Below are 24,587 nucleotides of genomic sequence, written 5' to 3' on the forward strand. Positions count from 1 at the left end.
GGCGGCGTATGAGGGGCTCGATCGACGGCCTCGGGTCCTCCGCGCCGATCGGCACGATGCTGCCGGCCGTCTTCGCCGACGACGACCTGGCCCAGCGGTTCGTCGCCGGGCTCGACGACGTGATCGCCCCGATCCTGAGCGTGCTGGACTGTCTCGACACCTACTTCCGCCCGTCCCTCACCCCGCTGGACTTCACCCAGTGGCTGGGGAGCTGGGTGGGCGCGGAGACCGCGGGCGACGAACCCGAGGCCCGTCTGCGGGCGGCCGTGGCCGCCGCCGCGTATCTGCACCGCATCCGCGGCACCCGCCGCGGGCTGTCGGAGGCGGTCCGGCTCGCGTTCGGTGTGGAGCCCGAGATCACCGAGAGCGGTGGCGCCGCGTGGAACGCCCGGCCGCTCGGCCCGTTCCCCGGGGCGCCCCGCCCCCGTCTGCACGTCCATCTACGACTTCCCGCCCCGACCCCCGCGGACCGCTACCGCCTGGAGACCCTCGTGTCCGCCGCCCGCCCCGCTCATATGCCGTACACGGTCCAGGTGACCGCCGGTGCCCCCGCCGAAAGGACCCGGGAGACATGACAACCCCCCAGAACTGCGCCGACTGCGGCACCCGCGCGGAGCCGGGCCAGTCCTTCTGCGACGCCTGCGGGGCGGTACTGAGCTGGACGGACCGCCCGGCAGGCAGCACCGGCCCCCGCGCCGGGGCGTCCGGGCCGCCCGCTCCGGGCCGGGCCGCTGAGCGTTCCGGCCCCTCCCGGACCTCGGAGAGTGCCGGCGAGCCCGGGTCCACCGGGCCGGCCAGGGCGTCCGAGCCCGCCGGAGGCTCCGGGACCACCGGACCCGCCGGAGGTTCCAGGGCTTCGGCGCCCGCCGGGCACGCGAGGCCCGACGGTGAGCCGGGCGGTGCCTCCTCCCCCTCGCCCGAGCCCGGCTGGGACGCCTTCGCCCGGCCGGACGGCGGTACGGGCCTGGCCCGCACACCCCGCGAGCGGCTCGGCACCGGCACGGCGACGCACCAGGGCGCCACCCGCACCGCCGCCACGACCCCCCGCGCATCCGACCCTGCCCCCGACGAGGGCGCGGCCTCCTCCCGGCACGGCGACCACCCCGGTACACCCGGCACCACCGTGCCGAGCCCCGGCACCCACGCCCGCCCCGACACCACAGCCACCACCCCGCCCCCGGACGAAACCGCCCCCACCGAACCCATCCCCCCGGCCACCCGGACCCCGCACCACCCCGCCGACGCCGACACCGGCTCCGGCCCCGACACGCACGGCATGACCGACCGCGCCCGCCGCCTCCTCATCCCGGTCGGCGAACCCGAACCCCAGCCCGACCCGCACCCCTACGTCGCCCCGGTCCTGCCCGGCCGCCCCGAACCGCAGCGCCCGCAGGCCGTACGCGCCCCCGGTCAGGAACACGGCATGGACGGCGGCGCCCCCTGCCCGTGGTGTGCCACCCGCAACCGGCCCGAGCGGCACTTCTGCGCCCGGTGCGCGATGCCCATGGCCGGCGACGGCCCGGCCGGCCCGATCCGGCTCCCCTGGTGGCGACGGCTCGGTCCCTTCGGCAGCCAGGAGGCACCGTGGGCGGGCGACCGCCCCCGGCTGCGCCGTGCCTTCGACCGGGTCCTGTCCTGGCTGGGCATCGTGATCGTGCTGTCCCTGCTGGTCGTTCTGGTGATCAACATCCCCCAGGGCATCCAGGCCACCCGCGACCACTTCACCAAGCGCGCCGAGGTGTCCCCGGACCGCTACGCCGCGTCCCGCTACTTCCCGGGCCACAAGCCGGACCTGGCCTTCGACAAGCTCAACGACACCTGGTGGGGCCCGGGCGTCTCCGAGTCGGGCAAGGGCCAGTGGGTGGAGGCCCGTTTCGACCGGCCGACCCGGCTCCTGGACCTGATCATCACGCCGGGCGTCTCCATCCGCCCCGACAAGCTCCGTGAGTCGGCGCTCCCGCATCGTCTGGAGGCCACGATCACGGGGGCCGACGGCAAGAAGACGACACGTCAGATCACCCTCGACCAGGGCGCGGGCCCCCAGCGGCGCGCCTTCCGCGTGGGCGAGGTCACCGCCGTCCGCTTCACCATCGAGTCCGCCCACGGCATATCGGCGAAGAAGCAGGTCGCCATCGCGGAGATCGAGTTCTTCGGCCCGTCGAGCGCGAACAGCGCCTGAGCGCGCGGCGGCCCCGGACGGAAAGCAACCGTCCGGGGCCGTCGAGCCTTACCGGGTGACTACGCGTCCAGCGACGTCATCACGTGCTTGATCCGCGTGTAGTCGTCGAAGCCGTACGACGAGAGGTCCTTGCCGTAGCCGGACTTCTTGAAGCCGCCGTGCGGCATCTCGGCGACCAGCGGGATGTGGGTGTTGATCCACACACAGCCGAAGTCGAGCTTCTTGGACATGCGCATCGCGCGGCCGTGGTCCTTGGTCCACACGGAGGAGGCCAGCGCGTACTCGACGCCGTTGGCCCACGTCACGGCCTGCTCCTCGTCGGAGAAGGACTGGACGGTGATGACCGGGCCGAAGACCTCGTTCTGGATGATCTCGTCGTCCTGCTTCAGGCCCGAGACGACGGTCGGCGCGTAGAAGTAGCCCCTGTCGCCGACCCGCTTGCCGCCGGCCTCCACGCGCGCGTGCGCCGGCAGCCGGTCGATGAAGCCCTCGACCTGCTTGAGCTGGTTGGGGTTGTTGAGCGGGCCGAACAGCACGTCCTCGTCGTCCGGCTGCCCCGTCTTCGTCTCGGACGCGGCCTTCGCCAGCGCGGAGACGAACTCGTCGTGGATGGACTCGTGGACGAGCACGCGCGTGGCGGCCGTACAGTCCTGGCCCGCGTTGAAGTAGCCCGCGACCGAGATGTCCTCGACGGCCTTGGCGATGTCGGTGTCCTCGAAGACCACGACGGGCGCCTTGCCGCCCAGCTCCAGATGGACGCGCTTGACGTCCTTGGAGGCGGACTCGGCGACCTGGATGCCGGCGCGCACCGAGCCGGTGATGGAGGCCATCGCCGGGGTGTCGTGCTCGACCATCATGCGGCCGGTGTCACGGTCGCCGCAGATCACGTTGAAGACGCCCTTGGGGACGACCGAGCCGATGATCTCGGCCATGAGGGCCGTCGAGGCCGGGGTGGTGTCCGACGGCTTCAGGACGACGGTGTTGCCCGCCGCGAGCGCCGGGGCGAACTTCCACACGGCCATCATCATCGGGTAGTTCCACGGCGCGACCTGCGCGCAGACGCCGACCGGCTCACGGCGGACGATGGAGGTCAGGCCCTCCATGTACTCGCCGGCCGAGCGGCCCTCCAGCATCCGCGCCGCACCCGCGAAGAAGCGGATCTGGTCGACCATCGGCGGGATCTCCTCGGAGCGGGTCAGCCCGATGGGCTTGCCCGTGTTCTCCACCTCGGCCGCGATCAGTTCCTCGGCGCGCTCCTCGAAGGCGTCCGCGATCTTCAGCAGTGCCTTCTGACGCTCGGCGGGCGTGGTGTCGCGCCAGCCGGGAAAGGCCTCGGCGGCCGCCGCCATCGCGGCGTCCACGTCCGCCTGCCCGGACAGCGGAGCGGTCGCGTACGCCTCACCCGTCGCGGGATTGACCACCTCGGTGGTCCGTCCGTCGGCGGCGTCCCGGAACTCACCGGCGATGTAATTGCGTAGCTTGCGCAGCCGTCGAAGCTCGGTGCTCACTGCCGACCCTCCAGTTCGGATGTCCAGTACTTGAGACACCCACCCTAGTCGCCAGGTCCACGTTTTCAACACCCCCACTCCCTTGATTCGTGCGGAATCCGCAGGCTTCGGCAATCAAAACAACGGATTTCATCGATCACGCCTTGCGGAAGTGACGAGACCTCGTGCACAGTGAGCTCGTGGCCAGTCGAAGCGCAGACCAGAAGGGGCCGCGGGAACTCCGCGAGTCCTCCCGCGAGTCCAGGAACGGCAGCGCGCCCCAGCTGGACGCCGTCTCCCTCGCCATCATCGAACAGCTCCAGGAGGACGGCCGCCGGCCGTACGCCGCCATCGGCAAGGCCGTCGGCCTCTCCGAGGCGGCCGTGCGCCAGCGCGTCCAGAAGCTGCTCGACCAGGGCGTGATGCAGATCGTCGCCGTCACGGACCCGCTCACCGTGGGCTTCCGCAGACAGGCGATGGTCGGCGTCAACGTCGAGGGCGACGTGGAGTCGGTGGCGGACGCGCTGACGGCCATGCCCGAATGCGAGTACGTGGTGATGACCGCGGGCTCCTTCGACCTGATGGTGGAGATCGTCTGCGAGGACGACGACCACCTCCTCGAGGTCATCAACAAACGCATACGGGCCGTGCCCGGTGTGCGCTCGACGGAGAGCTTCGTCTACCTGAAGCTCAAGAAGCAGACCTACATGTGGGGAACCCGATAATCGTGAGGACCCGATAGCCGTGAGCAAGGACCTCTCCCAGTCCGCGTACGACCACCTGTGGATGCACTTCACGCGCATGTCGTCGTACGAGAAGGCCCCCGTACCCACGATCGTCCGTGGCGAGGGCACCTACATCTACGACGACCAGGGCAAGCGCTACCTGGACGGCCTCGCCGGCCTGTTCGTGGTGCAGGCAGGGCACGGCCGTGTCGAGCTCGCCGAGACCGCCTTCAAGCAGGCGCAGGAGCTGGCGTTCTTCCCGGTGTGGTCCTACGCCCACCCCAAGGCCGTCGAGCTGGCCGAGCGCCTCGCGCACCACGCCCCGGGCGACCTGAACAAGGTCTTCTTCACCACCGGCGGCGGCGAGGCCGTCGAGACCGCCTGGAAGCTGGCCAAGCAGTACTTCAAGCTGACCGGCAAGCCCACCAAGCACAAGGTCATCTCCCGCGCGGTCGCCTACCACGGCACCCCGCAGGGCGCACTGTCCATCACCGGCCTGCCGGCTCTGAAGGCCCCGTTCGAGCCGCTGGTCCCGGGCGCGCACAAGGTCCCGAACACCAACATCTACCGCGCCCCGCTCTTCGGCGACGACCCGGAGGCCTTCGGCCGCTGGGCCGCGGACCAGATCGAGCAGCAGATCCTCTTCGAGGGCCCGGACACGGTCGCCGCGGTCTTCCTGGAGCCGGTGCAGAACGCGGGCGGCTGCTTCCCGCCCCCGCCCGGCTACTTCCAGCGCGTCCGCGAGATCTGCGACCGGCACGACGTACTGCTCGTGTCCGACGAGGTCATCTGCGCCTTCGGCCGGCTGGGCACGATCTTCGCCTGCGACAAGTTCGACTACGTCCCGGACATGATCACCTGCGCCAAGGGCATGACCTCGGGCTACTCCCCGATCGGCGCCTGCATCATCTCGGACCGCCTGGCCGAGCCGTTCTACAAGGGCGACAACACCTTCCTGCACGGGTACACCTTCGGCGGCCACCCGGTCTCCGCGGCCGTGGGCCTCGCCAACCTCGACCTCTTCGAGCGCGAGAACCTCACCCAGCACGTCCTCGACAACGAGGGCGCGTTCCGCTCCACCCTGGAGAAGCTCCACGACCTGCCGATCGTCGGCGACGTCCGCGGCAACGGCTTCTTCTACGGCATCGAGCTGGTCAAGGACAAGAACACCAAGGAGTCCTTCAACGACGAGGAGACGGAGCGCGTCCTGTACGGCTTCCTCTCCAAGGCGCTGTACGACAACGGCCTGTACTGCCGTGCCGACGACCGCGGCGACCCGGTCGTCCAGCTCGCCCCGCCGCTGATCTCCGACCAGTCGACGTTCGACGAGATCGAGCAGATCCTGCGGGCCACCCTCTCGGAGGCCTGGACGAAGCTCTGACCGTCATCGCTCCGATCGTCTGACCGGACGATCAACGCCAGCCCCGGAGCCGCCCGTTCGAGTGAGAAACGGCGGCCCGGGGCCGCGTGCTGTCCGGCGTCCCGCCGCCTTCTGCCTAGCGTGCCCAGTGACTGATCGGCCCCGCCTTCGTTCCCCCGCACGGGGGATGGCACGGGAACTACGGATCTGAACCGAGGTGTACGCCCATGGAGGCCCCGCCGGACAACGACGTGCTCTGGGCACGCGCCCTGCACTTCCAGCACCACGACGGCTCACCCGCGCTCTGCGGCGTCTCCCTCGGCGTCCGGGAGAGCGAGATCCTCGCCGTCAGCGGCCCGCGCGGCAGCGGCAAGACGACCCTGCTGCGGTGCCTGTCCGGCCTGGCGCCCGTGCGGCGCGGCGAGGTCTGGTTCAACAGCGTGCCCGTGCACACCATGGGCGCCCTCACCCGCGAGCGGCTGCGCCGCGACCGCTTCGGCTGGATCGACCCGGTCCCCTCGCTGGTCCCGGAACTCAACGCCTGGGAGAACGCCGCCCTGCCGCTGATGCTGCGCGGCACCAGCCGGCGCCGCGCCAAGCGGGCGGCCCTGGAATGGCTGGAGCGGCTGGACATCGGCGACGGCGCCCGCAAGCGCCCGCACCAGCTGAAGCAGGCCGAGCGCCAGCGGGTGTGCATCGCCCGCGCCCTCGCCCCGGCGCCCTCGGTCCTGTTCGCCGACGAGCCGACGGCGCCCCTGCACCGCGCCGACCGCGCCCACGCGCTGCGCACCCTCACCACGGCGGCCCGCTCGCACGGGATCACGGTCGTCCTGGCCACCCACGACCCGGACACCGCGGCCCTCGCCGACCGCACGGTCTTCCTGCTGGACGGGCGGCGCGTGCAGACGGTGCACCTGCCTCCGGTCGCGGAGACCACCGAGCCGGAAGGCCGGGCGGCGTGCTCGCTCTCCGTCTGACCCGCGCCGCCAACCCCGCCGTCCAGCTGCGCCGCCTGCTGGTCGCGGCGGCCTCGGCGGGCACGGGTTTCCTGCTGCTCTGCGCCCTGGGCTACGCGCTGGGCCACCCCGGCGACCCCGGCACCGCCCTGCTGCGCCTGGCCTGGTGCGCGGCGCCCCTCGCCGCCACGGTGTACTTCGCCCTGGCGGTGGCCCGCACCGATCCCGGCACCAAGCCCCGCCCCGGCCTCTCCGCGATCGGCCTCGGCCCGCTGCGCCTGATGGCCGTCGCGGCGACGACGACCGCCCTGTCCTGCGTCCTGGGCTCGATGCTGGCCCTGCTGTTCTTCCTGCATCTGCGGGGCGACCTTACGGGCCTGCCCTTCGACGGCGCGGCCGCCGAGGCCCTCGCCGCGGACCGGCCGCTGCCGCTGCCGGGGGCCCTGACGCTGCTGGCGCTCGTGCCCGCGGGCGCGTCCCTCGCGGTGGTGCTGGCGCTGCGGCCCAGGGAGCAGCGGGCGGCCGCGGCGGCCAGGGTGGTGTACGGCCGCTTCGGCGCGTACCGGCGCGTGGGCACCCTCGAGACCTTCGGGGCGTACGGCCGTTTCGGCCGGCAGATCACCCGGCCCGGGGACGCTCCCGCCGGGCAGCAGAGCGGGCCCCCGCCGGCGCGGACCGGCGAACCGGCATCGGCGGTGACCGTCACGGACACCGGGAGCGCGGTCGGCACGCTCGAGGACCCCGCTCAGCAGTCCGCCCGGCACACCGCGGCACCGGACACCGCCGACGCCCCCACGGCCTCCGAGGCGGCGCTGCCGGACGCCGTCACGGCCGACGGCGTCCCCACCGCCGCCCCTTCCGGCCTCCCCTGGGGCATCACCGTCCTGGCCGCGGGGCTCGCCGTGGAGACCTACGCGAGCCGTACCGCCCCCAAGGCGCCCGACCTCACCTTCTCCGGCGCCTCCCCCGGCGTCATGGCGGGCTGGATCCTGGCCACCGTCGGACTGGCCCTGGTCGGTCCCGGTCTGACCCACCTGTGCGGCCGGCTGCTCCAGTCGGCCCGCCCCGGCGCCCTGCGGCTGCTGGCCGGCCGCATCCTCATGACCGAGGCCACCCGCATCGGCCGCCCCCTGGGCGTTGTCTGCGCGGTGCTGTCGGCCACCTACGCGATGACGCTGCTGCACGCCCCGGACGGACTGTCGCTCGGTCCGCTCACCCTCCTCGGCGTGCTCCTCGTGACCGGCTGCACCGTGGCGACGCTCCTCACGGCCGCCGTCGAGGCCCGGCAGGCCCGCGCCGACACCACCTCCGCGCTGCTGCGGCTGGGCGCCCCGGCGACCATGCTGCGCAGTGCCGCGGCCCTGCGCGCGGGGGCGCTGCTCGCCCTGTTCGCCCCGCTCACCCTGACGGTCGCGGAGCTGGCGGCGCTGCCGCTGGCGCGCTGAGAGCCCGTCTGAGAACTCGTACGAAGAAAATCTCCGGACCGCGATGAGTTCCGCGCGGACCCCCGGTCTATCCCCGCGTAACGACACGGACTTGATAGCACCCCCCCGATGGGAGAGACCGCACATGTACCAGCAGATGATCTTCGTGAACCTGTGTGTCAGCGACGTCGCCGCCTCGAAGAAGTTCTTCTCGGAGCTCGGCTACACGATCAACGAGCAGTTCAGTGACGACACCACCGCCTCGGTCGTGATCAGCGAGACCATCGTCGTGATGGTGCACAACGGGGAGAAGTACTCCCAGTTCACGAAGAAGAAGATCGCCGACTCGAAGACCACCAGCGAGGTGCTGATCGCGCTGAGCTCGGAGAGCCGCGAGAAGGTCGACGAGCTCGTGGAGAAGGCGGTCGCGGCCGGCGGCTCCGTCTCCGGCGAGACCCAGGACCACGGTTTCATGTACGGCCGCGCCTTCGACGACCCGGACGGCCACACCTTCGAGGTCGTGTGGATGGACCCGGCGGCCGTCCAGGGCTGAGACCCGCTGTGCCAGCATGGGCGGGTGCAGACGATGCCCGCCCATGCGGCCCACCATGACGACCGTGAGATCGAGACGCTCGAGGAGTTCGACGCGACCGTCTCGGCGCGCGGCACACTCGCCGGTCACCGCGTCCAGGCCGTCGACCTGACGGACCGTACGCGCGAACTGCTCACCACGGACACCGCGGGCGCGATATTCCTCGGCTGCGCGATGCGCGAGGACGCTGCCGCGAAGATACGCGGCGACGGCGCCCTGGTCTTCCCGCCCGTCCCGGATCTGCCCTTCGATCCCTACCGCGGCCTGGTCTACTCGCCGGACGAGCTCTTCGCCTCCCTGCCGGACGGCTACGAGGCCACGCCCGACGCCCGTGCCTACGCCTGGTTCCAGCGCACGAAGGCCGACGGCGACATCTACGCGTCCATGCTGCGCGCGGTCCACGACGACTCCGTCTCGGACGCGCTCGACGAACTCCTGTCCGGCGCCCGGGTGGTGGGCGTGATGGGCGGCCACGCGATGGCCCGGGGCACCGACGAGTACGCGGGGGCGGCGCGGCTCGGCCGCGAACTGGCCCGCGCCGGTTTCACGGTCGCCACCGGCGGCGGCCCCGGCGCCATGGAGGCGGCCAACCTCGGCGCGTACGCCGCCCCGTTCGACGACGAGATGCTCACCGAGTCGCTCGAACTGCTCGGCAAGGCACCGCGCTTCACCCCGTCGATCACCCAGTGGGCGGCGGCCGCCTTCGAGATACGCACCCGCTGGCCGCAGGGCGGACGTTCCGTCGGCATCCCGACCTGGTTCTACGGCCATGAGCCGCCGAACGCCTTCGCCTCGCACATCGCCAAGTACTTCGCCAACGCCACCCGCGAGGACGGCCTGCTGGCCCGGTCCACCGCGGGTGTGGTGTTCCTGCCGGGCGCCGCCGGCACCGTACAGGAGATCTTCGACAACGCGACGCCGAACTACTATGAGTCGCGTGGCGAGCCGACGCCCATGGTGCTCGTGAACCGCGCGCACTGGACGGAGAAGCTGCCGACGTGGCCGCTGCTCCAGTCGCTGGCCAGGGGGCGTTCGATGGAGGCGCGGATCGCGCTGGTCGAGCGGATCGAGGAGGCGCCGGAGGCGTTGAAACGTCTCGGCGGTTAATAAGCAGGCAAAGCAAGTGCTTGCAAGCGGCATATGCGTTGACACTACTTATGCGGCGCTTATAAACCTGTGAGTCTCCCGGTAGTGCTGATGTCCCGTCACCACTGCCTCAGCCCCCCGCATTACGCATCCTGTAAAGGACAAACGTGGCAGTTCTGTCCGTATCCCGCCGCGCACGTGCCGTGCGCATCCTCGGTGTCGTCTCGGCTTCGGCCGCGCTCGCGCTCGGTGCCTCCGGCAACGCGCTCGCCTGCAACATCAACGAGTTCTCCGCCGAGGCGAAGTGTGACGGCGACAAGGGCGTCATCACCGTCACCGACGTGGACCCCGCCGGCATCAAGGCGACGGTCACCGTGTACCTGCAGAACAACGGCGCCGACGCCAAGAAGGTCGGCGAGCAGGAGGTCAAGGGCTCGCGCGAAGGCACCACCATCACCTTCGCCGAGAACTGGAAGCCCAACGCGGAGTACCGCATCCACGTGAAGGCCACTCCGTACGTCGACGAGGACATCAAGCCGAACCTCGTCACCCCGGCCACCGCCTGCAAGAAGGAGGAGGAGCCGCCGCCGGCGACTCCCCCGGCCACGCCGACCCCGTCGGCCTCCCCCTCGAAGCCCGCCGAGGAGACCGGCACCCCGGCTCCGACGCCGTCCGAGAGCGAGAGCACCACGCCGGCGGGCAACGCGCCCGGCCCGGCCGGTGACTCCAACCTCGCCGAGACCGGCGCCGACTCCAACACCGGCATCATCGCCGGGATCGCGGCGGCCCTGGTCGTCGTCGGTGGTGGCGCGGTGTTCTTCGGCATGCGCCGTCGTGGGGCGAACAGCGACAGCTGACGCCTGCGCGCACTCTGATGTGGCCCGTCCCGTGACACGGGGCGGGCCACGTCCGTCTCACCCGAACGTCGCCCGTTCCAGCCAGAACTCCAGCAACTCCCGCTCCCCCAGCACCTCCAGTTCCGGAGCGTCCAGCGGCAGCCGCCGGTAGAACGCGAGCAGGACGGAGGTCAGCGGCCCGCGCAGGGCGACCGTGGCCTTCTCATGGCCCCGGCGCCAGGTGACACCGTCCTCGGTGAGCGCGATGAGCCACTCGGCGTTCACCTCGGGCCCGGTGTCGGTGGCGTGCAGGTGGATACTGCGGCCCGGGCCGCGCAGTTCCCTCGCCGCGATGTCGTCCGGGTCCGTCCGCTGCACGTACTCCACGATCTGCAGCCACTCGTCGATCGCGTCGGCGGCGATGTCGGGCGCGACCTCGTAGGGCAGTCCGGCGGCGAGCGTGGCGTCCGCTCGGTGCACGGTGACCTCGTGCGCCATCCGGCGGGCCCAGAACCCGGCGTTGAGGATCCCCGCCCAGCCCCACACCTTCGCGTCCGGCCCGGCCTCCCGCAGCGCGGCGACGACCTGCTGGCCCGCCTCCCCCAGCCACGCGTCCAGCGCGGGGGCGTCACCCCCAGCCTCGGGCCCTTCGACGCCCGGCACCTCCTCCTCGGGCACCTCCTCCCGCGCCCGGGTCCGCACCATGAGCTCCACCCAGCGCAGGGCGCCGCCCGTGTGCCGGACCAGCTCCTCCAGCGACCAGTCGGGGCAGGTCGGCACGGTGGCGGACAGCTCGGCGCCCGAGGTCACGACCGACCTCAACAAGCCGACCTGGTGGGCGATTTCGTCGCAGTAGCGGTCGTGCGCGAGGAGTGTCATGACCCGCACCCTAGGGCGACCAGGATCAGTCGAGCACGACGATTTCGGCCGCGTCGAACTCCACTCCGGCCTCGTCCCCGACCTCCGGCGCCGCCCGCAGCGCGCACGCCGCCTCCAGGTGCGGGGCGTCCTCCGGCTGGAGGCGGACGGCGACATGGGTGCCCTTGAAGGTGCGGGCGGTCACCGTGCAGCGCAAGCCCGCGTGGGCGGGCACCAGGCGCACGCCGGCGGGACGCACCAGGAGGGTCCGGGTGCCCTGCGGGGCGCCCTCCGGCACCGGCACCTTGCCCCACGGTGTGTCCGCGGCCTCCGCACCCACCGTCGCCTCGACGACGTTCTCGAAGCCGAGGAAGCGGGCCACGAACGCGTCGGCCGGCCGCTGCCAGACCTGAAGCGGCGTACCGGACTGGGCGATCCGTCCGTCCCGCATCACCACGACCCGGTCGGCCAGTGCGAAGGCCTCCCCCTGGTCGTGCGTCACGGCGAGGACGGTCGTGCCCAACCGGCCGAACAACTCCCGCAGTTCGACGACCAGGCGTTCCCTCAGCGACCGGTCGAGCTGGCCCAGCGGCTCGTCCAGCATCAGCAGCCGGGGGCTCGGCGCCAGGGCCCGGGCCAGCGCCACTCGCTGCTGTTCCCCACCGGACAGCGCGGCGACGGCCCGGCGAGCCGCGCCGGGCAGCCCGACGAGGTCGAGCAACTCCCGCACCTGATCGGCCTGCTGCCGCTTGGACGCCCCGTGCATGCGCAGCCCGAAGGCGACGTTGCCGCCCACGTCCCGCTGCGGGAACAGCTGGTGGTCCTGGAACATCAGCCCGACCCCGCGCCGGTGCGCGGGCACGCCGGCCTGGTCGCGCCCGTCGAGCGCCACCCGCCCGGAGTCGAGCGGCTGGAGCCCGGCCACGGCCCGCAGCAGGGTCGACTTACCGCTGCCGCTGGGCCCGAGCACGCACACGATCTCATGCTCGGCGACCTCCAGATCGACGGCGTCCAGCACGGCCCGCCCGCCGAAACGGACCGTCGCGCCCTCCAGCGCCAGCAGCATCAGAACTCCCCTGTCCGGTCGGCGGTCCTGAGCCTCTCCAGCACCAGCAGGGCCACCGCGCACACCACCATCAGAATCGTCGAAAGGGCCATCGCCTGGCCGTAGTTGAGCTCCCCGGGCCGCCCCAGCAGCCGCGCCACGGCCACCGGCAGCGTCGGACTGTCGGGCCGCGCGATGAACACCGTCGCCCCGAACTCCCCGAGCGACACCGCGAAGGCGAACCCGGCGGCGATCAGCAGCGCCCGCCGCACCATCGGCAGGTCCACCTCCCGCCACACCCGCCAGGGCGAGGCCCCCAGCACCGAGGCCGCCTCGCGCAGCCGTACGTCCACCGCCCGCAGCACGGGCAGCATGGTCCGCACGACGAACGGCACCCCGACCAGCGCCTGCGCGAGCGGCACCAGGATCCACGAGGACCTCAGATCCAGCGGCGGCTCGTCGAGGGCGATCAGGAACCCGAAACCGACGGTCACCGCGGAGACCCCGAGCGGCAGCATCAGCAGCGCGTCGAAGCCGCGCACGAACCGCCCGGCGTCCCTGCGGGTGAGCGCGACGGCGGCGAGGCCGCCGATCACCACGGCGATGACGGTGGCGGCGACGGCGTACTCCAGGGAGTTGCCGATCGCCTCGATCGGCGGCACCAGGAACACCCCGCCGTCGGCCCTGGTCAGCGCGCGGTAGTAGCCGAAGCCGGGCGCGTCCAGGGACCGCTGGACCAGCACCGCGAGCGGCAGCAGAAGCAGCACGACGATCGTCAGCAGCACCCCGCCCAGCAGCGCCCACTGCCCGGCGCCGCGCGGCCGGCGCGCGGTCACCGACGCGTCCACCAGCCGCAGCGCGGTCTCCCGCCGCCGTACGGTCCAGGCGTGCAGGGCGAGGATGGCGCCCACGGCGACGAACTGGATCAGCGTCAGCACGGCCGCCGTGGACAGGTCGAAGATCTCCGACGTCTGCCGGTAGATCTCCACCTCCAGGGTCGAGAAGGTGGGCCCGCCGAGGATCTGGACGACACCGAAGGAGGTGAAGGTGAACAGGAAGACCATGAGCGCTGCGGCGGCCACCGCGGGCCCCAGCGCCGGCAGCGTGACCTGCCGCCAGGCCCTCCAGGGTGACGCCCCGAGCATCCGCGCGGCCTCCTCCTGCCGCGGGTCCAGCTGCGCCCAGAGCCCGCCGACGGTCCGTACGACGACCGCGTAGTTGAAGAAGACGTGCGCGAGCAGGATCGCCCACACAGTGGTGTCGAGCCGTACGCCCCACAGCTCGTCGAGCAGCCCGCCCCGCCCGACCAGCGCCAGGAACGCCGTACCGACGACGACCGTCGGCAGCACGAACGGGACGGTCACGGCCGCCCGCAGCACCTGCTTGCCCCGGAAGTCGAAGCGCGCGAAGACATACGCGCCGGGGAGTGCGATCAGCAGGGTGAGCGCGGTGGAGACCAGCGCCTGCCAGGTGGTGAACCACAGGACGTGCCGGACGTCGGACTGCGCCAGCACCTCCCCGATCCGCCCGAGCCGCCAGGCCCCGTCGACCTTCAGGCCACGCGCGACGATCGCGGCGACGGGGTAGGCGAAGAACGCGGCGAAGAACGCGACGGGCAGGGCGATGAGCCCGAACCGCGCCGCGCTCCCGCGCCGGTCCTTGCGGACGGCTACTTCAGTACGAGTGAGGTCCACGACTTGACCCACTGGTCACGGTTGTCGGCGATCTTCGCCGGGTCCATGGTCTCGGGATCCTCGGCCTGCGGCCCGAACTTCACGAACTCCGGCGGCACCTGGGCGCCCTCGCGCACCGGGTACACGAACATGTTGAGCGGCATGTCCTCCTGGAACCGCTGGGAGACCAGGAAGTCGAGGAACGCCTTGCCCCCCTCGCTGTTCTTCGCGTTGCTCAGCAGCCCGGCGTACTCGACCTGCCGGAAGCAGGTGCCCTGCGCGACCCCGGTCGGTGCCGTGCTCGGCTTGGGGTCGGCGTAGACGACCTCGACGGGCGGCGAGGAGGCGTACGACACGACGAGCGGCCGGTCGCCCTTGGCCTTCTTGCCGCCGGCCGAGCCGGAGAACTCCTCGTTGTAGGCCTGCTCCCAGCCGTCGACGACCTTCACGCCATTGGCCTTGAGCTTCTTCCAGTAGCCCTCCCAGCCCCCGTCGCCGTACTTCGCGGCGGTACCGAGCAGGAACCCGAGGCCGGGCGAGGAAGCGGAGGCGTTCTCGGTCACGAGCAGGTTCTTGTACTGGGGCTTGACCAGGTCGTCGAAGCTCTTCGGCGGCTCCAGCTCGTGGTCGGCGAAGTACTTCTTGTCGTAGTTGACGCAGATGTCGCCGGTGTCGACGGGCGTGACCCGGTGCTTGCCCTGGTCGGCGCGGTACTCGGCCTTGATCCGGTCGGATCCCTTCGCCTCGTACGGCTGGAACAGCCCATTGTCGAGCGCCCGCGAGAGCAGCGTGTTGTCGACGCCGAAGAAGACGTCGCCCTGCGGGTTGTCCTTGGTCAGGATCGCCTTGTTCACGGCCTGCCCGGCGTCGCCGTCCTCCAGGACGTTGACCTTGTAGCCGGACTGCTTCTCGAAGGCGGCGATGACGCCCTTGGACGCGGCCCACGAATCATGGCTGACGAGGGTCACGGTCTCGGAGTCGCCGGACCCCTGGCCGCCGCCGGAGGACCCGCACGCGGCGAGCGTGCCGGCCATACCGAGCCCGACGACCACAGCCGTCAGCCGCTTTCTCTTGATGCTCACTGGATTCCTCCTGGATGACCAGGAGAAGACGCGGCCCCGCCCGGGAACTCAGGGGTCCCGGGCAGGGCGCAACAGCTCGAGTGATGACCGATCTCCCTACCCAGAATGACCTGGGCCAGGTTCGGAGGGTCTGCGGCCGTGTGCCGCACTCTCAGCGCTGTGGCGCTCCCCTGTCGGAATATGAAGGTGTATGTACGACGGTCAGACTACCGTTCGGTGGCCGCGAGCTGACCACACGCCCCGTCGATCTCCTGTCCACGGGTGTCCCGGACCGTCACCGGCACACCATGGGCGGCGATGGCCTCCACGAACGCCTTCTCGTCCTCGGGCCGCGAGGCGGTCCACTTCGACCCCGGCGTCGGGTTCAGCGGAATGAGATTGACATGCACGGGCTTGCCCTTGAGCAGCCGCCCGAGCCGGTCGCCCCGCCAGGCCTGGTCGTTGATGTCCCGGATCAGCGCGTACTCGATGGACAGCCGCCGCCCGGACTTGGCGCTGTACTCGAACCCGGCGTCCAGGACCTCCCGGACCTTCCACCGCGTGTTCACGGGGACGAGGGTGTCGCGCAGCTCGTCGTCGGGCGCGTGCAGCGAGATGGCGAGCCGGCACTTGAAGCCCTCGTCGGCGAACCGGTGGATCGCCGGCACGAGACCGACCGTCGAGACGGTGATCCCGCGCTGCGAGAGCCCCACCCCGTCGGGCTCGGGGTCGGTGAGCCGCCGGATGGACCCGATGACCCGGTTGTAGTTCGCGAGCGGCTCGCCCATGCCCATGAACACGATGTTGCTGAGCCGCGCGGGACCGCCGGGAACCTCCCCGTCCCGCAGCGCCCGCATGCCGTCGACGATCTGATGCACGATCTCGGCGGTGGACAGATTCCGGTCCAGGCCCGCCTGCCCGGTCGCGCAGAACGGGCAGTTCATCCCGCACCCCGCCTGCGAGCTGATGCACATGGTCACCCGGTCCGGGTAGCGCATCAGCACGGACTCGACGAGCGTCCCGTCGAACAGCCGCCACAGCGTCTTGCGCGTGGTGCCCTGGTCGGTCGACAGATGCCGCACGACGCTCATCAGCTCGGGCAGCAACGCCTCCCGCAGCTTCCCCCGGGCACCGGCCGGAATGTCGGTCCACTGCTCCGGCTCGTGCGCGTACCGCGCGAAGTAGTGCTGCGAGAGCTGCTTGGCACGAAACGGCTTCTCCCCGACAGCCGCAACGGCCTCCTTGCGCTCGGCAGGAGTGAGATCAGCGAGATGCCGCGGCGGCTTCTTGGCTCCGCGGGGGGCGACGAAAGTGAGTTCTCCGGGCTTAGGCATGGCTCAACCAGTGTCGCAGATCGTCAGCGGTGGCCCGTGCCCCGCCCGCGACACCCGGAGAGAGGCGTTCTAGTCGCCCGTGTGCTCCAGCCGGTTCTTGAGGAGTTGCTCGTTGCGCGGGAGTTCCTTGCGGACCTGGGGGCGGACGACGAGCGGTACGAGGACCTTGCCGACGCCGTGGCCCTCGATGTCGATGTCGATCGTCACGTGGGAGCGCTGTCCCTCGTCGAACGACTCGACCTCGCCGTGCACCCGTGGCCGGACGGGTCCGTCGACGCCGCGCATGCCCCAGCTGTGCGGTGGGTCGTACTCCGTGACCTCCATGGTCATCGGCATCACACGGCGGCCGATGTGCCGGGTGACCCGGACCCGGGAGCCGATGCCGAAGGGCCCCTCGTCGAGGCGTTCCGCGGACACGGCGCTCAGCTGCCACTCCGGCATGCGCGGGGTGTCCATGACGTAGTCGTAGACCTCCTCGGGACGTCGGTCCACATCGATGGTCTGTCGAATGATGGCCATGATGACCCCCTTTGCGATGTACACCTGAATCGTCCCACTCGGCGCCCCTCGGTGCCTCCCCGGAACGACAGCGAGCTCCCGCCCACAAGGACGGGAGCTCGCTGGACGAGGTCCGCTCAGCCGGATCCGACGAAGAGCACGAGCAGCAGCCACACCACCGGAGCCGTGGGCAGCAGCGAATCCAGCCGGTCCATGATGCCGCCGTGACCGGGCAGCAGCGTGCCCATGTCCTTGATGCCGAGGTCCCGCTTGATCATGGACTCGCCGAGGTCGCCGAGCGTGGCGGTGACCGCGACCGCGAGGCCGAGCACCAGGCCCTGCCACCAGGCACCGTCGTCGATGAGGAACTCCATGCACAGCGCCCCCGCGACCATGGCGAAGGAGACCGCGCCGAGCAGGCCCTCGCGGGTCTTGCCGGGGCTGATGCGCGGGGCGAGCTTGTTCCGGCCGAAGCGCCAGCCGACGGCGTAGGCACCGGTGTCGCTGACGACCGTGAGCAGCAGGAAGGTGAGCACCCGCTGCGGCCCGTCGTCGGCGGTCAGCATCATCGCGACGAAGGTCGCCAGGAACGGCACGTAGAACGCCGCGAAGACGCCCGCCGTGACGTCCCTGAGGTAGCCCTCGGGCGGTTCCGTCATGCGCCAGACGAGCACGGCCAGCGTCGTGAGCGCCATGGCGACCCAGGCGCCCTCGGCGCCCCGGACGTACCCGGAGACGACCATCGCGGCACCGCCGAGCGCGAGCGGAACGAGCGGCGCCCGGATGCCCTTGCGTTCGTCCAGCCGCTTGGTCAGCTCCCAGAGGCCCACCACGACGGCGACCGCGACGACACCGACGAACACGGCCTTGACGACGAACAGCGACGCGACGATCACCGCGCCGAGCCCGACCCCGACCCCTATCGCGGCACTCAGGTCGCGGCCCGCGCTCTTCTTCGGCGGCTTGGGTGCCGGCTGCGAGGCGTCGGGCATGGGTTCCGGATTCGTCTCGTTTCGGACCGGGGGGCCGCTCAGCCGAGCAGCCCTCCGGCCGTCATCCTGGTTTTCGCCGTGGTCGGCTACGTCAGGCACGATGGGCATGGGGCGAGTCTGAGGCGCTTCATACGCATCGTATGCGGGACCCGCCGGAGCGGCTCCCTGGACGTGCCCATGGCCAGGGCTCTGGACGTGGCCCGGGCTCTGGACGTGCCCATGGCCATGCCCTTGGTCGGTGGGCCCCCAGTACCCGGCCTGTGGCGGCGCCCCCCAGGAAGAGTCGTTCATCAGACCTCGAGCAGCTCCGCTTCCTTGTGCTTCAGGAGCTCGTCCACCTGCGTGACGTACTTCGCGGTGGTGTCGTCGAGCTCCTTCTCCGCACGGCGGCCCTCGTCCTCGCCGACCTCGCCGTCCTTGATCAGCTTGTCGATGGCTTCCTTGGCCTTGCGGCGCACGGAGCGAATGGAGATCTTCGCGTCCTCGCCCTTGCCCTTGGCGACCTTGATGTACTCGCGGCGGCGCTCCTCGGTCAGCTCGGGGAACACCACTCGGATGATGTTGCCGTCGTTGCTCGGGTTGACGCCCAGGTCGGAGTCACGGATCGCCTGCTCGATGTTGCGCAGGGCCGTCTTGTCGAATGGGGTCACTACCGCCATGCGCGGCTCCGGCACGGAGAACGAAGCCAGCTGGTTGATCGGCGTCGGCGCGCCGTAGTAGTCGGCCACGATCTTGTTGAACATCGCCGGGTGCGCACGGCCGGTGCGGATCGCGGCGAAGTCCTCCTTGGCGACCACGACGGCCTTCTCCATCTTCTCCTCGGCCTCGAGGAGGGTCTCTTCGATCACCACTTGCTCCTGCGTGTCTTGAGTAGGCCCGGCTGCGGTTCCATGTGGGGCGGCGGCCGGCTGCGTCGCGTCTTCTTCCTGCACGGTTCCCGACCGGCAGGACATTGTCCATCCCCCGGCCCGGCTCCGTCCCGTCCGTCCCCCGGACGGGGTGGTGCGGGTCGGTCCTCAGTCCCGGCCGGCCGCTTCCCCGACGAGCGTGCCGATCTTCTCACCCTTGACTGCGCGCCCGATGTTGCCCTCCGCCAGCAGCTCGAAGACCACGATCGGGAGCTTGTTGTCGCGGCACAGCGTGACGGCCGTGGCGTCGGCGACCTTCAGGTCGCGCGTGATGACCTCGCCGTAGCCGAGGTGGTCGAACTTGACCGCGTCCGGGTTGGTCTTCGGGTCGGAGTCGTAGACCCCGTCCACGCCGTTCTTGCCCATCAGCAGCGCCTCGGCGTCGATCTCCAGAGCGCGCTGTGCGGCGGTGGTGTCGGTGGAGAAGTACGGCATGCCCATACCGGCGCCGAAGATCACCACACGGCCCTTCTCCAGGTGCCGTACGGCGCGCAGCGGGATGTACGGCTCGGCGACCTGCCCCATGGTGATCGCGGTCTGCACACGGCAGTCCACGCCCACCTTCTCCAGGAAGTCCTGGAGGGCCAGGCAGTTCATGACGGTGCCGAGCATGCCCATGTAGTCGGAGCGGGCCCGGTCCATGCCGCGCTGCTGGAGTTCGGCACCGCGGAAGAAGTTGCCGCCGCCGATGACGACCGCGACCTGCGCGCCGTCACGCACGACGGCCGCGATCTCGCGGGCGATCTTGTGCACCACGTCGGGGTCGACGCCCAGGCCCCCGCCACCGGAGAAGGCCTCTCCGGACAGCTTCAGCAGAAACCGGCCGCGCACTTTGCCGTCGTCGCTCTTCTGGGGCTTGGTGGTCATGGGGGATTCCGCCTCTTTCACGTGTTGCACATACCAAGAAGGCCATTGCCGGTGGGGCGTGTTTCGCATCCCATACGGCAATGGCCTCCTTGTCAGATCTGCTGTCGTCCGCCACCCATGTGACGGCGTACACGGACGACTGCTGCCGACCTTATCGGGGTCGGGCGTCGATCGCGTACGGACTCAGATGCCGACCTTGATGCGCGAGAAGCGCTTCAGGGTGACACCGGCCTCGTCCAGGACCTTCTGGACTGACTTCTTGTTGTCCAGCGCGTAGGGCTGGCCGAGCAGCGTGGCGTCCTTGAAGAAGCCGTTGAGGCGACCCTCGACGATCTTCGGCAGGGCGGCCTCGGGCTTGCCCTCGGCGCGGGTGGTCTCCTCGGCGACGCGGCGCTCGGACTCGACGACCTCGGCCGGCACGTCCTCCTTGGAGAGGTACTTCGGCGCGAAGGCGGCGATGTGCTGGGCGACGCCCTTGGCGATCTCGGCGTTCGGCTTGTCCAGCTCGACGAGAACACCGATCTGCGGGGGCAGGTCGGGCATCGTGCGGTGCATGTACGCCGTCACGTAGCCGTCACCGAACTGCGCGAAGCGGTCCAAGACGATCTTCTCGCCCAGGTTGGCGTTGGCCTCGTCCACGAACGCCTGGACGGTCTTGCCGGCCTCGATCTCGGAGGCGAGCAGGGCCTCGAGGTCGGCCGGGGAGGTCTTGGCGACGTGCTGGGCGATGGTGGTGGCCGCGGCCTGGAACTTGTCACCCTTGGCGACGAAGTCCGTCTCGCACTTCAGCTCGACGATGACACCGGAGGAGTTGTCGTCGGCGATGATCGAGACCACGGCACCGTTCTCGGCGGAACGGCCCTCGCGCTTGGCGACGCCCTTCTGGCCCTTGATGCGGAGCGCCTCGACGGCCTTCTCGACGTTGCCCTCGGCCTCGTCCAGCGCCTTCTTGCAGTCCATCATGCCGGCGCCCGTGAGCTCACGGAGCTTCTTGACGTCGGCGGCGGTGTAGTTCGCCATGAGTCTGTGAATCTTTCTCGAAGTCTGGAAGATCGAAGATCTGCGGATACGCCCCCCATGGAGCCGGAGGGCGCTGTCCTTCCGCTGACCTACGGGTGAACGGCGGGAGCGGACTTCACCGCGCCCGAGGGCGCTTGGGATGGAGTGCCGCTCCCGCCGTCACCTCGGACTGACGGGTCAGGCCTGCTCGGCCTCGGCGGCCTTCTCGCCCTCGGCCGGCTTCTCGGCCTCGGCGGCGGGGGCAGCCTCGGCGGCCGGAGCGGCGTCGGCGGCCGGAGCAGCCTCAGCCTCGGCGGCCGGAGCGGCCTCAGCCTCGGCGGCCGGAGCAGCCTCAGCGGCGGGGGCAGCCTCGTCGGCCTTCTTCTCGCCCTCGAGCAGGTCGCGCTCCCACTCGGCCAGCGGCTCGCCCGCGGCCTTCTCGCCCTTGTCGCCGGTGGCGACGCCGGAGCGGGCGATGAGGCCCTCGGCGACGGCGTCGGCGATGACGCGGGTGAGCAGGGTGACGGAGCGGATCGCGTCGTCGTTGCCCGGGATCTTGTAGTCGACCTCGTCGGGGTCGCAGTTGGTGTCGAGGATCGCGACGACCGGAATGTTCAGCTTCCGGGCCTCACCAACGGCGATGTGCTCCTTCTTGGTGTCCACGATCCAGACGGCGCTGGGCACCTTCTGCATCTCGCGGATACCACCGAGGGTCTTCTCCAGCTTGGCCTTCTCGCGCGAGAGCACGAGAAGCTCCTTCTTGGTCAGACCGGACGCGGCGACGTCCTCGAAGTCGATCTGCTCGAGCTCCTTGAGGCGCTGCAGACGCTTGTAGACGGTCGAGAAGTTGGTGAGCATGCCGCCCAGCCAGCGCTGGTTGACGAAGGGCATGCCGACGCGGGTGGCCTGCTCGGCGATGGCCTCCTGCGCCTGCTTCTTCGTACCGACGAACATGACCGTGCCGCCGTGGGCGACGGTCTCCTTGACGAACTCGAAGGCGCGGTCGATGTACGACAGCGACTGGAGCAGGTCGATGATGTAGATGCCGTTGCGCTCCGTGAAGATGAAGCGCTTCATCTTCGGGTTCCAACGACGGGTCTGGTGACCGAAGTGGACGCCGCTCTCCAGCAGCTCCCGCATCGTGACGACGGCCATGGCCGTATCTCCTTGAATTTCTCGGTTGTGCCGCGGATGCCGGACGGCTTCCGCGCCTGACGCCCACTGCGCGCCGTTCCACGAGGGACCGAGGGGCGCTGATACAGCCCGTTGCCGGGGTGCGTATCGGGGCGTGCGAAGTCGACCCGGTGACCCGGGTCGCCACCAGAAGTGTACGGGACCCGCGGGGTACCGGGTGACGCCGTTGTCCACAACCGAACAACGGTCCACAGCCACGCACGGTGACCGGCGGTGGTACGGGACTCTCTGCGCATGCGAGCGAAGCGATGTGTGCGTGTGTGTACGCGGCTGATCCTGCTGCTGGTTCTGACGACGGCCGTCCTGCTGTCCCCGCCGCCGCGGCTGTTCGCGGCGGCGCCCGCCCCGGACCCCACCGTCCCGGCGGTGGGACGCGCGTGGCCCGTCGGGTTACGCCCGCAGGTCCTCCGCGGCTGGGAACCCCCGGCGACGACGTACGGCCGGGGACACCGGGGCGTGGACCTGGCGGCAGCACCCGGAACGACCGTACGGGCGGTGGCCGGGGGCCGGGTGTCCTTCGCGGGCCGGGTGGCCGGCAAGGGGGTCGTCTCGGTGGAACTCACAGGGACCGGCGAACCACCCTTGCGCACGACACACGAACCGGTGACGGCGACGGTGGAGGAGGGCCAGGAGGTGGAACCGGGCGAGGTGATCGGCACGGTGGAGTCGGCGGGCTCGCACTGCACGGCGACGTGCGTGCACTGGGGCCTGCGCAGAGGCGAGACGTATCTGAACCCGCTGTCGCTCCTGCCCCCATGGCTCCTGCACAGGGGCCCGTCGAGGCTGTTGCCGGTGTACTGAGCCGCTGAGCCTGCGGGCAGTCGTGCCGCTGGGGCGGCACGGGTGGGCGCAGGCGGCACCCCGCTGCGCCGGGCTGCACACCCACCCGACCTCAGCCCTCACGCACCTCAGCCCCGCACACCCCGCAACGCCATGGAGACAGCCGCATCCGTGATCGCCCCGGGCTCCTCCGCGGCCCCCAGCTCGATCCTCCGAACGGCCGCGTCCACAACTCCCTGCAACAGCATCGCCGCCAGCCGAGGCTGCGCATGCCCCATCTCGGCCAGCGCCTCGACGATCATCGCGACCAGCCCACCGTGCGCCGCACGGATCTTCTCCCGGGCCCCCGCATCGAGCTCGCTCGCGGAGATCGCGACCACGGCCCGGTGCCGCCGGTCCCCGACCAGCTCCAGCTGCCGGCGCACATACGCCTCGACCTTGGCCTCGGGCGTCTCCGCCCGCTCCATCGCCGCCGACACGTCCGCCGCCCAGACGGGGAAGTCGACCTCGCACAGCTCCTCGACCACGGCCGCCCGTGACCGGAAGTACTCGTAGACGGACGATCGCGCGAGGCCCGTCCGCTCGGCGAGGGCCGGGAAGGTCAGCGCCTCCGTACCGCCCTCGGACAACAAGGAACGAGCCGCGTCCAGCAGGGCGGCTCGCTGCATCGACCGGTGCTCGGCCACGGAGGCCGCTCGAATCCTTGGCACGTCAACACTCTACGGACGCGTCGCGCCCGACGGGAGTGGCTCACCTCAACCCATCGACATCCGCCCAGGTCAGCGGCCGAAGCTCGCCAGTTTCGCTCTGAGCTGCAGCACGGACTTGGTGTGGATCTGGCTGACCCGGCTCTCGGTCACGCCCAGCACATTCCCGATCTCCGCCAGGGTGAGCCCCTCGTAGTAGTACAGCGTGACCACGGTCTTCTCCCGCTCGGGCAGCGTGTTGATCGCCCGCGCCAGGAACCTCCGCAGCTCCCGGTCCTCGGCGACCTCCACGGGGTTGTCGGCGGCGGTGTCCTCCAGCGTGTCCATCACGCTCAGGCCGTCACCGCCCTCTCCCCCACCGTGCAGCAGCTCCTCCAGGGCCACCACGTTGGCCAGCGACAACTGGCTGAACACCGCGTGGAGTTCCTCCACCGCGATGCCCAGCTCGCCGGCCACCTCGCCCTCCGTCGGAGTCCGCCGCAGCCGCGCCTCCAGGGTGGCGTAGGCCCGCTCCACGTTGCGTGCCTTCTGCCGCACCGAGCGGGGGATCCAGTCGAGCGCCCGCAGCTCGTCGATCATCGCGCCCCGGATCCGGGTGATCGCGTACGTCTCGAACTTGATCTCCCGGTCGATGTCGAACTTCTCGATCGCGTCGATCAGCCCGAACACCCCGGACGAGACGAAGTCCGCCTGCTCCACGTTGGACGGCAGGCCCACGCTGACGCGTCCCGCGACGTACTTCACGAGCGGCGAGTAGTGCAGGATCAGCTGCTCCCGCAGCCGCTCGTCCCCCGTCGCCTTGTACGACCGCCACAGCTCGTCGAGCGTCGAGGGAGCGGGCGGCCGTACGCTGCCACCGTCACGGGCGGCTGGGGGGATCGCCGCCCGGTCGGACCCGGAGGTGTGCTGGGGCATTCGTCGCCTTGTGCCGTTCTGCTGCGGAGTGGTGCTGCCGGGGTGAGCTGTCTGTCTGATGTCGAGTTGCCTGTCCGTGTCGGGATCCTCGTGAGCGTAGCGTGACTGCGG

At 70.8% G+C, this 24,587-nt stretch carries 24 protein-coding genes and 1 riboswitch; of the genes, 10 read left to right on the forward strand and 14 right to left on the reverse strand.

Translation table 11 applies throughout. The features are described from left to right. The first annotated feature begins 8 nt into the window (after positions 1 to 8). A complete protein-coding gene (locus tag ACFT32_RS33660) occupies positions 9 to 575 on the forward strand; it encodes a phage tail protein (protein WP_382496843.1) in 567 nt (188 codons plus the stop codon). Continuing rightward, complete coding sequence (locus tag ACFT32_RS33665; RefSeq protein ID WP_382496845.1) at positions 572 to 2,179, forward strand: NADase-type glycan-binding domain-containing protein; 1,608 nt, start codon at positions 572 to 574, stop codon at positions 2,177 to 2,179. The genes ACFT32_RS33660 and ACFT32_RS33665 overlap by 4 nt, the downstream gene beginning before the upstream one ends. Positions 2,180 to 2,238: 59 nt before the next feature. Here the strand turns inward: ACFT32_RS33665 and ACFT32_RS33670 are convergent, their stop codons facing one another. Further along, complete coding sequence (locus ACFT32_RS33670) at positions 2,239 to 3,687, reverse strand: gamma-aminobutyraldehyde dehydrogenase (RefSeq protein WP_382496847.1); 1,449 nt, start codon at positions 3,685 to 3,687, stop codon at positions 2,239 to 2,241. Between the two features lie 164 nt (positions 3,688 to 3,851). On the opposite strand from ACFT32_RS33670, the gene ACFT32_RS33675 reads away from it, so the two are divergent. The 7 genes from ACFT32_RS33675 (at position 3,852) to ACFT32_RS33705 (ending at position 10,666) form a co-directional block, all read left to right on the forward strand. Beyond that, complete coding sequence (locus tag ACFT32_RS33675; protein ID WP_382496849.1) at positions 3,852 to 4,391, forward strand: Lrp/AsnC family transcriptional regulator; 540 nt, start codon at positions 3,852 to 3,854, stop codon at positions 4,389 to 4,391. Between the two features lie 13 nt (positions 4,392 to 4,404). Further along, complete coding sequence (locus tag ACFT32_RS33680) at positions 4,405 to 5,772, forward strand: aspartate aminotransferase family protein (RefSeq protein WP_382497411.1); 1,368 nt, start codon at positions 4,405 to 4,407, stop codon at positions 5,770 to 5,772. Positions 5,773 to 5,978: 206 nt separating this feature from the next. Next, complete coding sequence (locus ACFT32_RS33685) at positions 5,979 to 6,728, forward strand: ABC transporter ATP-binding protein (protein ID WP_189728044.1); 750 nt, start codon at positions 5,979 to 5,981, stop codon at positions 6,726 to 6,728. Then, the gene (locus tag ACFT32_RS33690) at positions 6,710 to 8,152 is read left to right on the forward strand and encodes a hypothetical protein (protein ID WP_382496851.1); all 1,443 of its coding nucleotides are present in this window, start codon (positions 6,710 to 6,712) and stop codon (positions 8,150 to 8,152) included. Before ACFT32_RS33685 ends, ACFT32_RS33690 begins: the two co-directional genes overlap by 19 nt. Before the next feature lie 124 nt (positions 8,153 to 8,276). Then, a complete protein-coding gene (locus ACFT32_RS33695; RefSeq protein WP_382496853.1) occupies positions 8,277 to 8,684 on the forward strand; it encodes a VOC family protein in 408 nt (135 codons plus the stop codon). A 24-nt stretch (positions 8,685 to 8,708) separates the two neighbouring features. Further along, entirely contained in the window at positions 8,709 to 9,830 is a 1,122-nt protein-coding gene (locus tag ACFT32_RS33700) for an LOG family protein (protein WP_382496855.1), read from the forward strand. Between the two features lie 146 nt (positions 9,831 to 9,976). Beyond that, positions 9,977 to 10,666, forward strand: coding sequence for an LAETG motif-containing sortase-dependent surface protein (locus tag ACFT32_RS33705; protein WP_382496857.1), 690 nt, complete (start codon positions 9,977 to 9,979; stop codon positions 10,664 to 10,666). A 57-nt stretch (positions 10,667 to 10,723) separates the two neighbouring features. Here ACFT32_RS33705 and ACFT32_RS33710 read toward each other — a convergent pair whose 3' ends face one another. The 11 genes from ACFT32_RS33710 to rpsB form a co-directional block, all read right to left on the reverse strand. Continuing rightward, positions 10,724 to 11,524 (reverse strand): maleylpyruvate isomerase family mycothiol-dependent enzyme, encoded by an 801-nt coding sequence (locus ACFT32_RS33710; protein ID WP_382496859.1) that lies wholly within the window; start codon positions 11,522 to 11,524, stop codon positions 10,724 to 10,726. A gap of 25 nt (positions 11,525 to 11,549) precedes the next feature. Further along, positions 11,550 to 12,569 carry an ABC transporter ATP-binding protein gene (locus tag ACFT32_RS33715; protein WP_382496861.1) on the reverse strand — a complete coding sequence of 340 codons (1,020 nt, stop codon included), beginning with the start codon at positions 12,567 to 12,569 and terminating at the stop codon, positions 11,550 to 11,552. Next, positions 12,569 to 14,242, reverse strand: coding sequence for an ABC transporter permease (locus ACFT32_RS33720; protein ID WP_382496862.1), 1,674 nt, complete (start codon positions 14,240 to 14,242; stop codon positions 12,569 to 12,571). The genes ACFT32_RS33715 and ACFT32_RS33720 overlap by 1 nt, the downstream gene beginning before the upstream one ends. Next, on the reverse strand, positions 14,218 to 15,255 hold the full coding sequence (locus tag ACFT32_RS33725) for a thiamine ABC transporter substrate binding subunit (protein WP_382497413.1): 1,038 nt from the start codon (positions 15,253 to 15,255) through the stop codon (positions 14,218 to 14,220). The genes ACFT32_RS33720 and ACFT32_RS33725 overlap by 25 nt, the downstream gene beginning before the upstream one ends. Before the next feature lie 123 nt (positions 15,256 to 15,378). Continuing rightward, positions 15,379 to 15,485: riboswitch (TPP riboswitch) on the reverse strand. A 24-nt stretch (positions 15,486 to 15,509) separates the two neighbouring features. Beyond that, positions 15,510 to 16,616 carry a 23S rRNA (adenine(2503)-C(2))-methyltransferase RlmN gene (rlmN, locus tag ACFT32_RS33730; protein WP_382496865.1) on the reverse strand — a complete coding sequence of 369 codons (1,107 nt, stop codon included), beginning with the start codon at positions 16,614 to 16,616 and terminating at the stop codon, positions 15,510 to 15,512. A gap of 69 nt (positions 16,617 to 16,685) precedes the next feature. Next, positions 16,686 to 17,135, reverse strand: a complete 450-nt coding sequence (locus ACFT32_RS33735) for an SRPBCC family protein (protein ID WP_382496867.1) — start codon at positions 17,133 to 17,135, stop codon at positions 16,686 to 16,688. Positions 17,136 to 17,251: 116 nt separating this feature from the next. Next, entirely contained in the window at positions 17,252 to 18,397 is a 1,146-nt protein-coding gene (locus tag ACFT32_RS33740; protein ID WP_382496869.1) for a phosphatidate cytidylyltransferase, read from the reverse strand. Beyond that, entirely contained in the window at positions 18,397 to 18,954 is a 558-nt protein-coding gene (frr, locus tag ACFT32_RS33745; protein ID WP_382496871.1) for a ribosome recycling factor, read from the reverse strand. Before frr ends, ACFT32_RS33740 begins: the two co-directional genes overlap by 1 nt. A 168-nt stretch (positions 18,955 to 19,122) precedes the next feature. Then, positions 19,123 to 19,881: a UMP kinase gene (gene pyrH, locus ACFT32_RS33750; RefSeq protein ID WP_382496874.1), complete on the reverse strand. Its 759-nt coding sequence runs from the start codon at positions 19,879 to 19,881 to the stop codon at positions 19,123 to 19,125. A gap of 183 nt (positions 19,882 to 20,064) precedes the next feature. Then, complete coding sequence (tsf, locus tag ACFT32_RS33755; RefSeq protein ID WP_382496876.1) at positions 20,065 to 20,901, reverse strand: translation elongation factor Ts; 837 nt, start codon at positions 20,899 to 20,901, stop codon at positions 20,065 to 20,067. Between the two features lie 177 nt (positions 20,902 to 21,078). Then, positions 21,079 to 22,035: a 30S ribosomal protein S2 gene (gene rpsB, locus ACFT32_RS33760; protein WP_382496877.1), complete on the reverse strand. Its 957-nt coding sequence runs from the start codon at positions 22,033 to 22,035 to the stop codon at positions 21,079 to 21,081. A gap of 273 nt (positions 22,036 to 22,308) precedes the next feature. Between rpsB and ACFT32_RS33765 the strand changes: the two genes are divergently transcribed. Further along, the gene (locus tag ACFT32_RS33765) at positions 22,309 to 22,875 is read left to right on the forward strand and encodes a murein hydrolase activator EnvC family protein (RefSeq protein WP_382496879.1); all 567 of its coding nucleotides are present in this window, start codon (positions 22,309 to 22,311) and stop codon (positions 22,873 to 22,875) included. Between the two features lie 107 nt (positions 22,876 to 22,982). On the opposite strand, the gene ACFT32_RS33770 is transcribed toward ACFT32_RS33765, so the two are convergent. Then, positions 22,983 to 23,540 carry a TetR/AcrR family transcriptional regulator gene (locus ACFT32_RS33770; RefSeq protein WP_382497415.1) on the reverse strand — a complete coding sequence of 186 codons (558 nt, stop codon included), beginning with the start codon at positions 23,538 to 23,540 and terminating at the stop codon, positions 22,983 to 22,985. Between the two features lie 93 nt (positions 23,541 to 23,633). Continuing rightward, complete coding sequence (whiG, locus tag ACFT32_RS33775; protein WP_184598498.1) at positions 23,634 to 24,476, reverse strand: RNA polymerase sigma factor WhiG; 843 nt, start codon at positions 24,474 to 24,476, stop codon at positions 23,634 to 23,636. Positions 24,477 to 24,587: the final 111 nt, after the last annotated feature.

The organism is Streptomyces sp. NPDC057002, from assembly GCF_042673825.1.
Classification (GTDB): Bacteria; Actinomycetota; Actinomycetes; order Streptomycetales; family Streptomycetaceae; genus Streptomyces.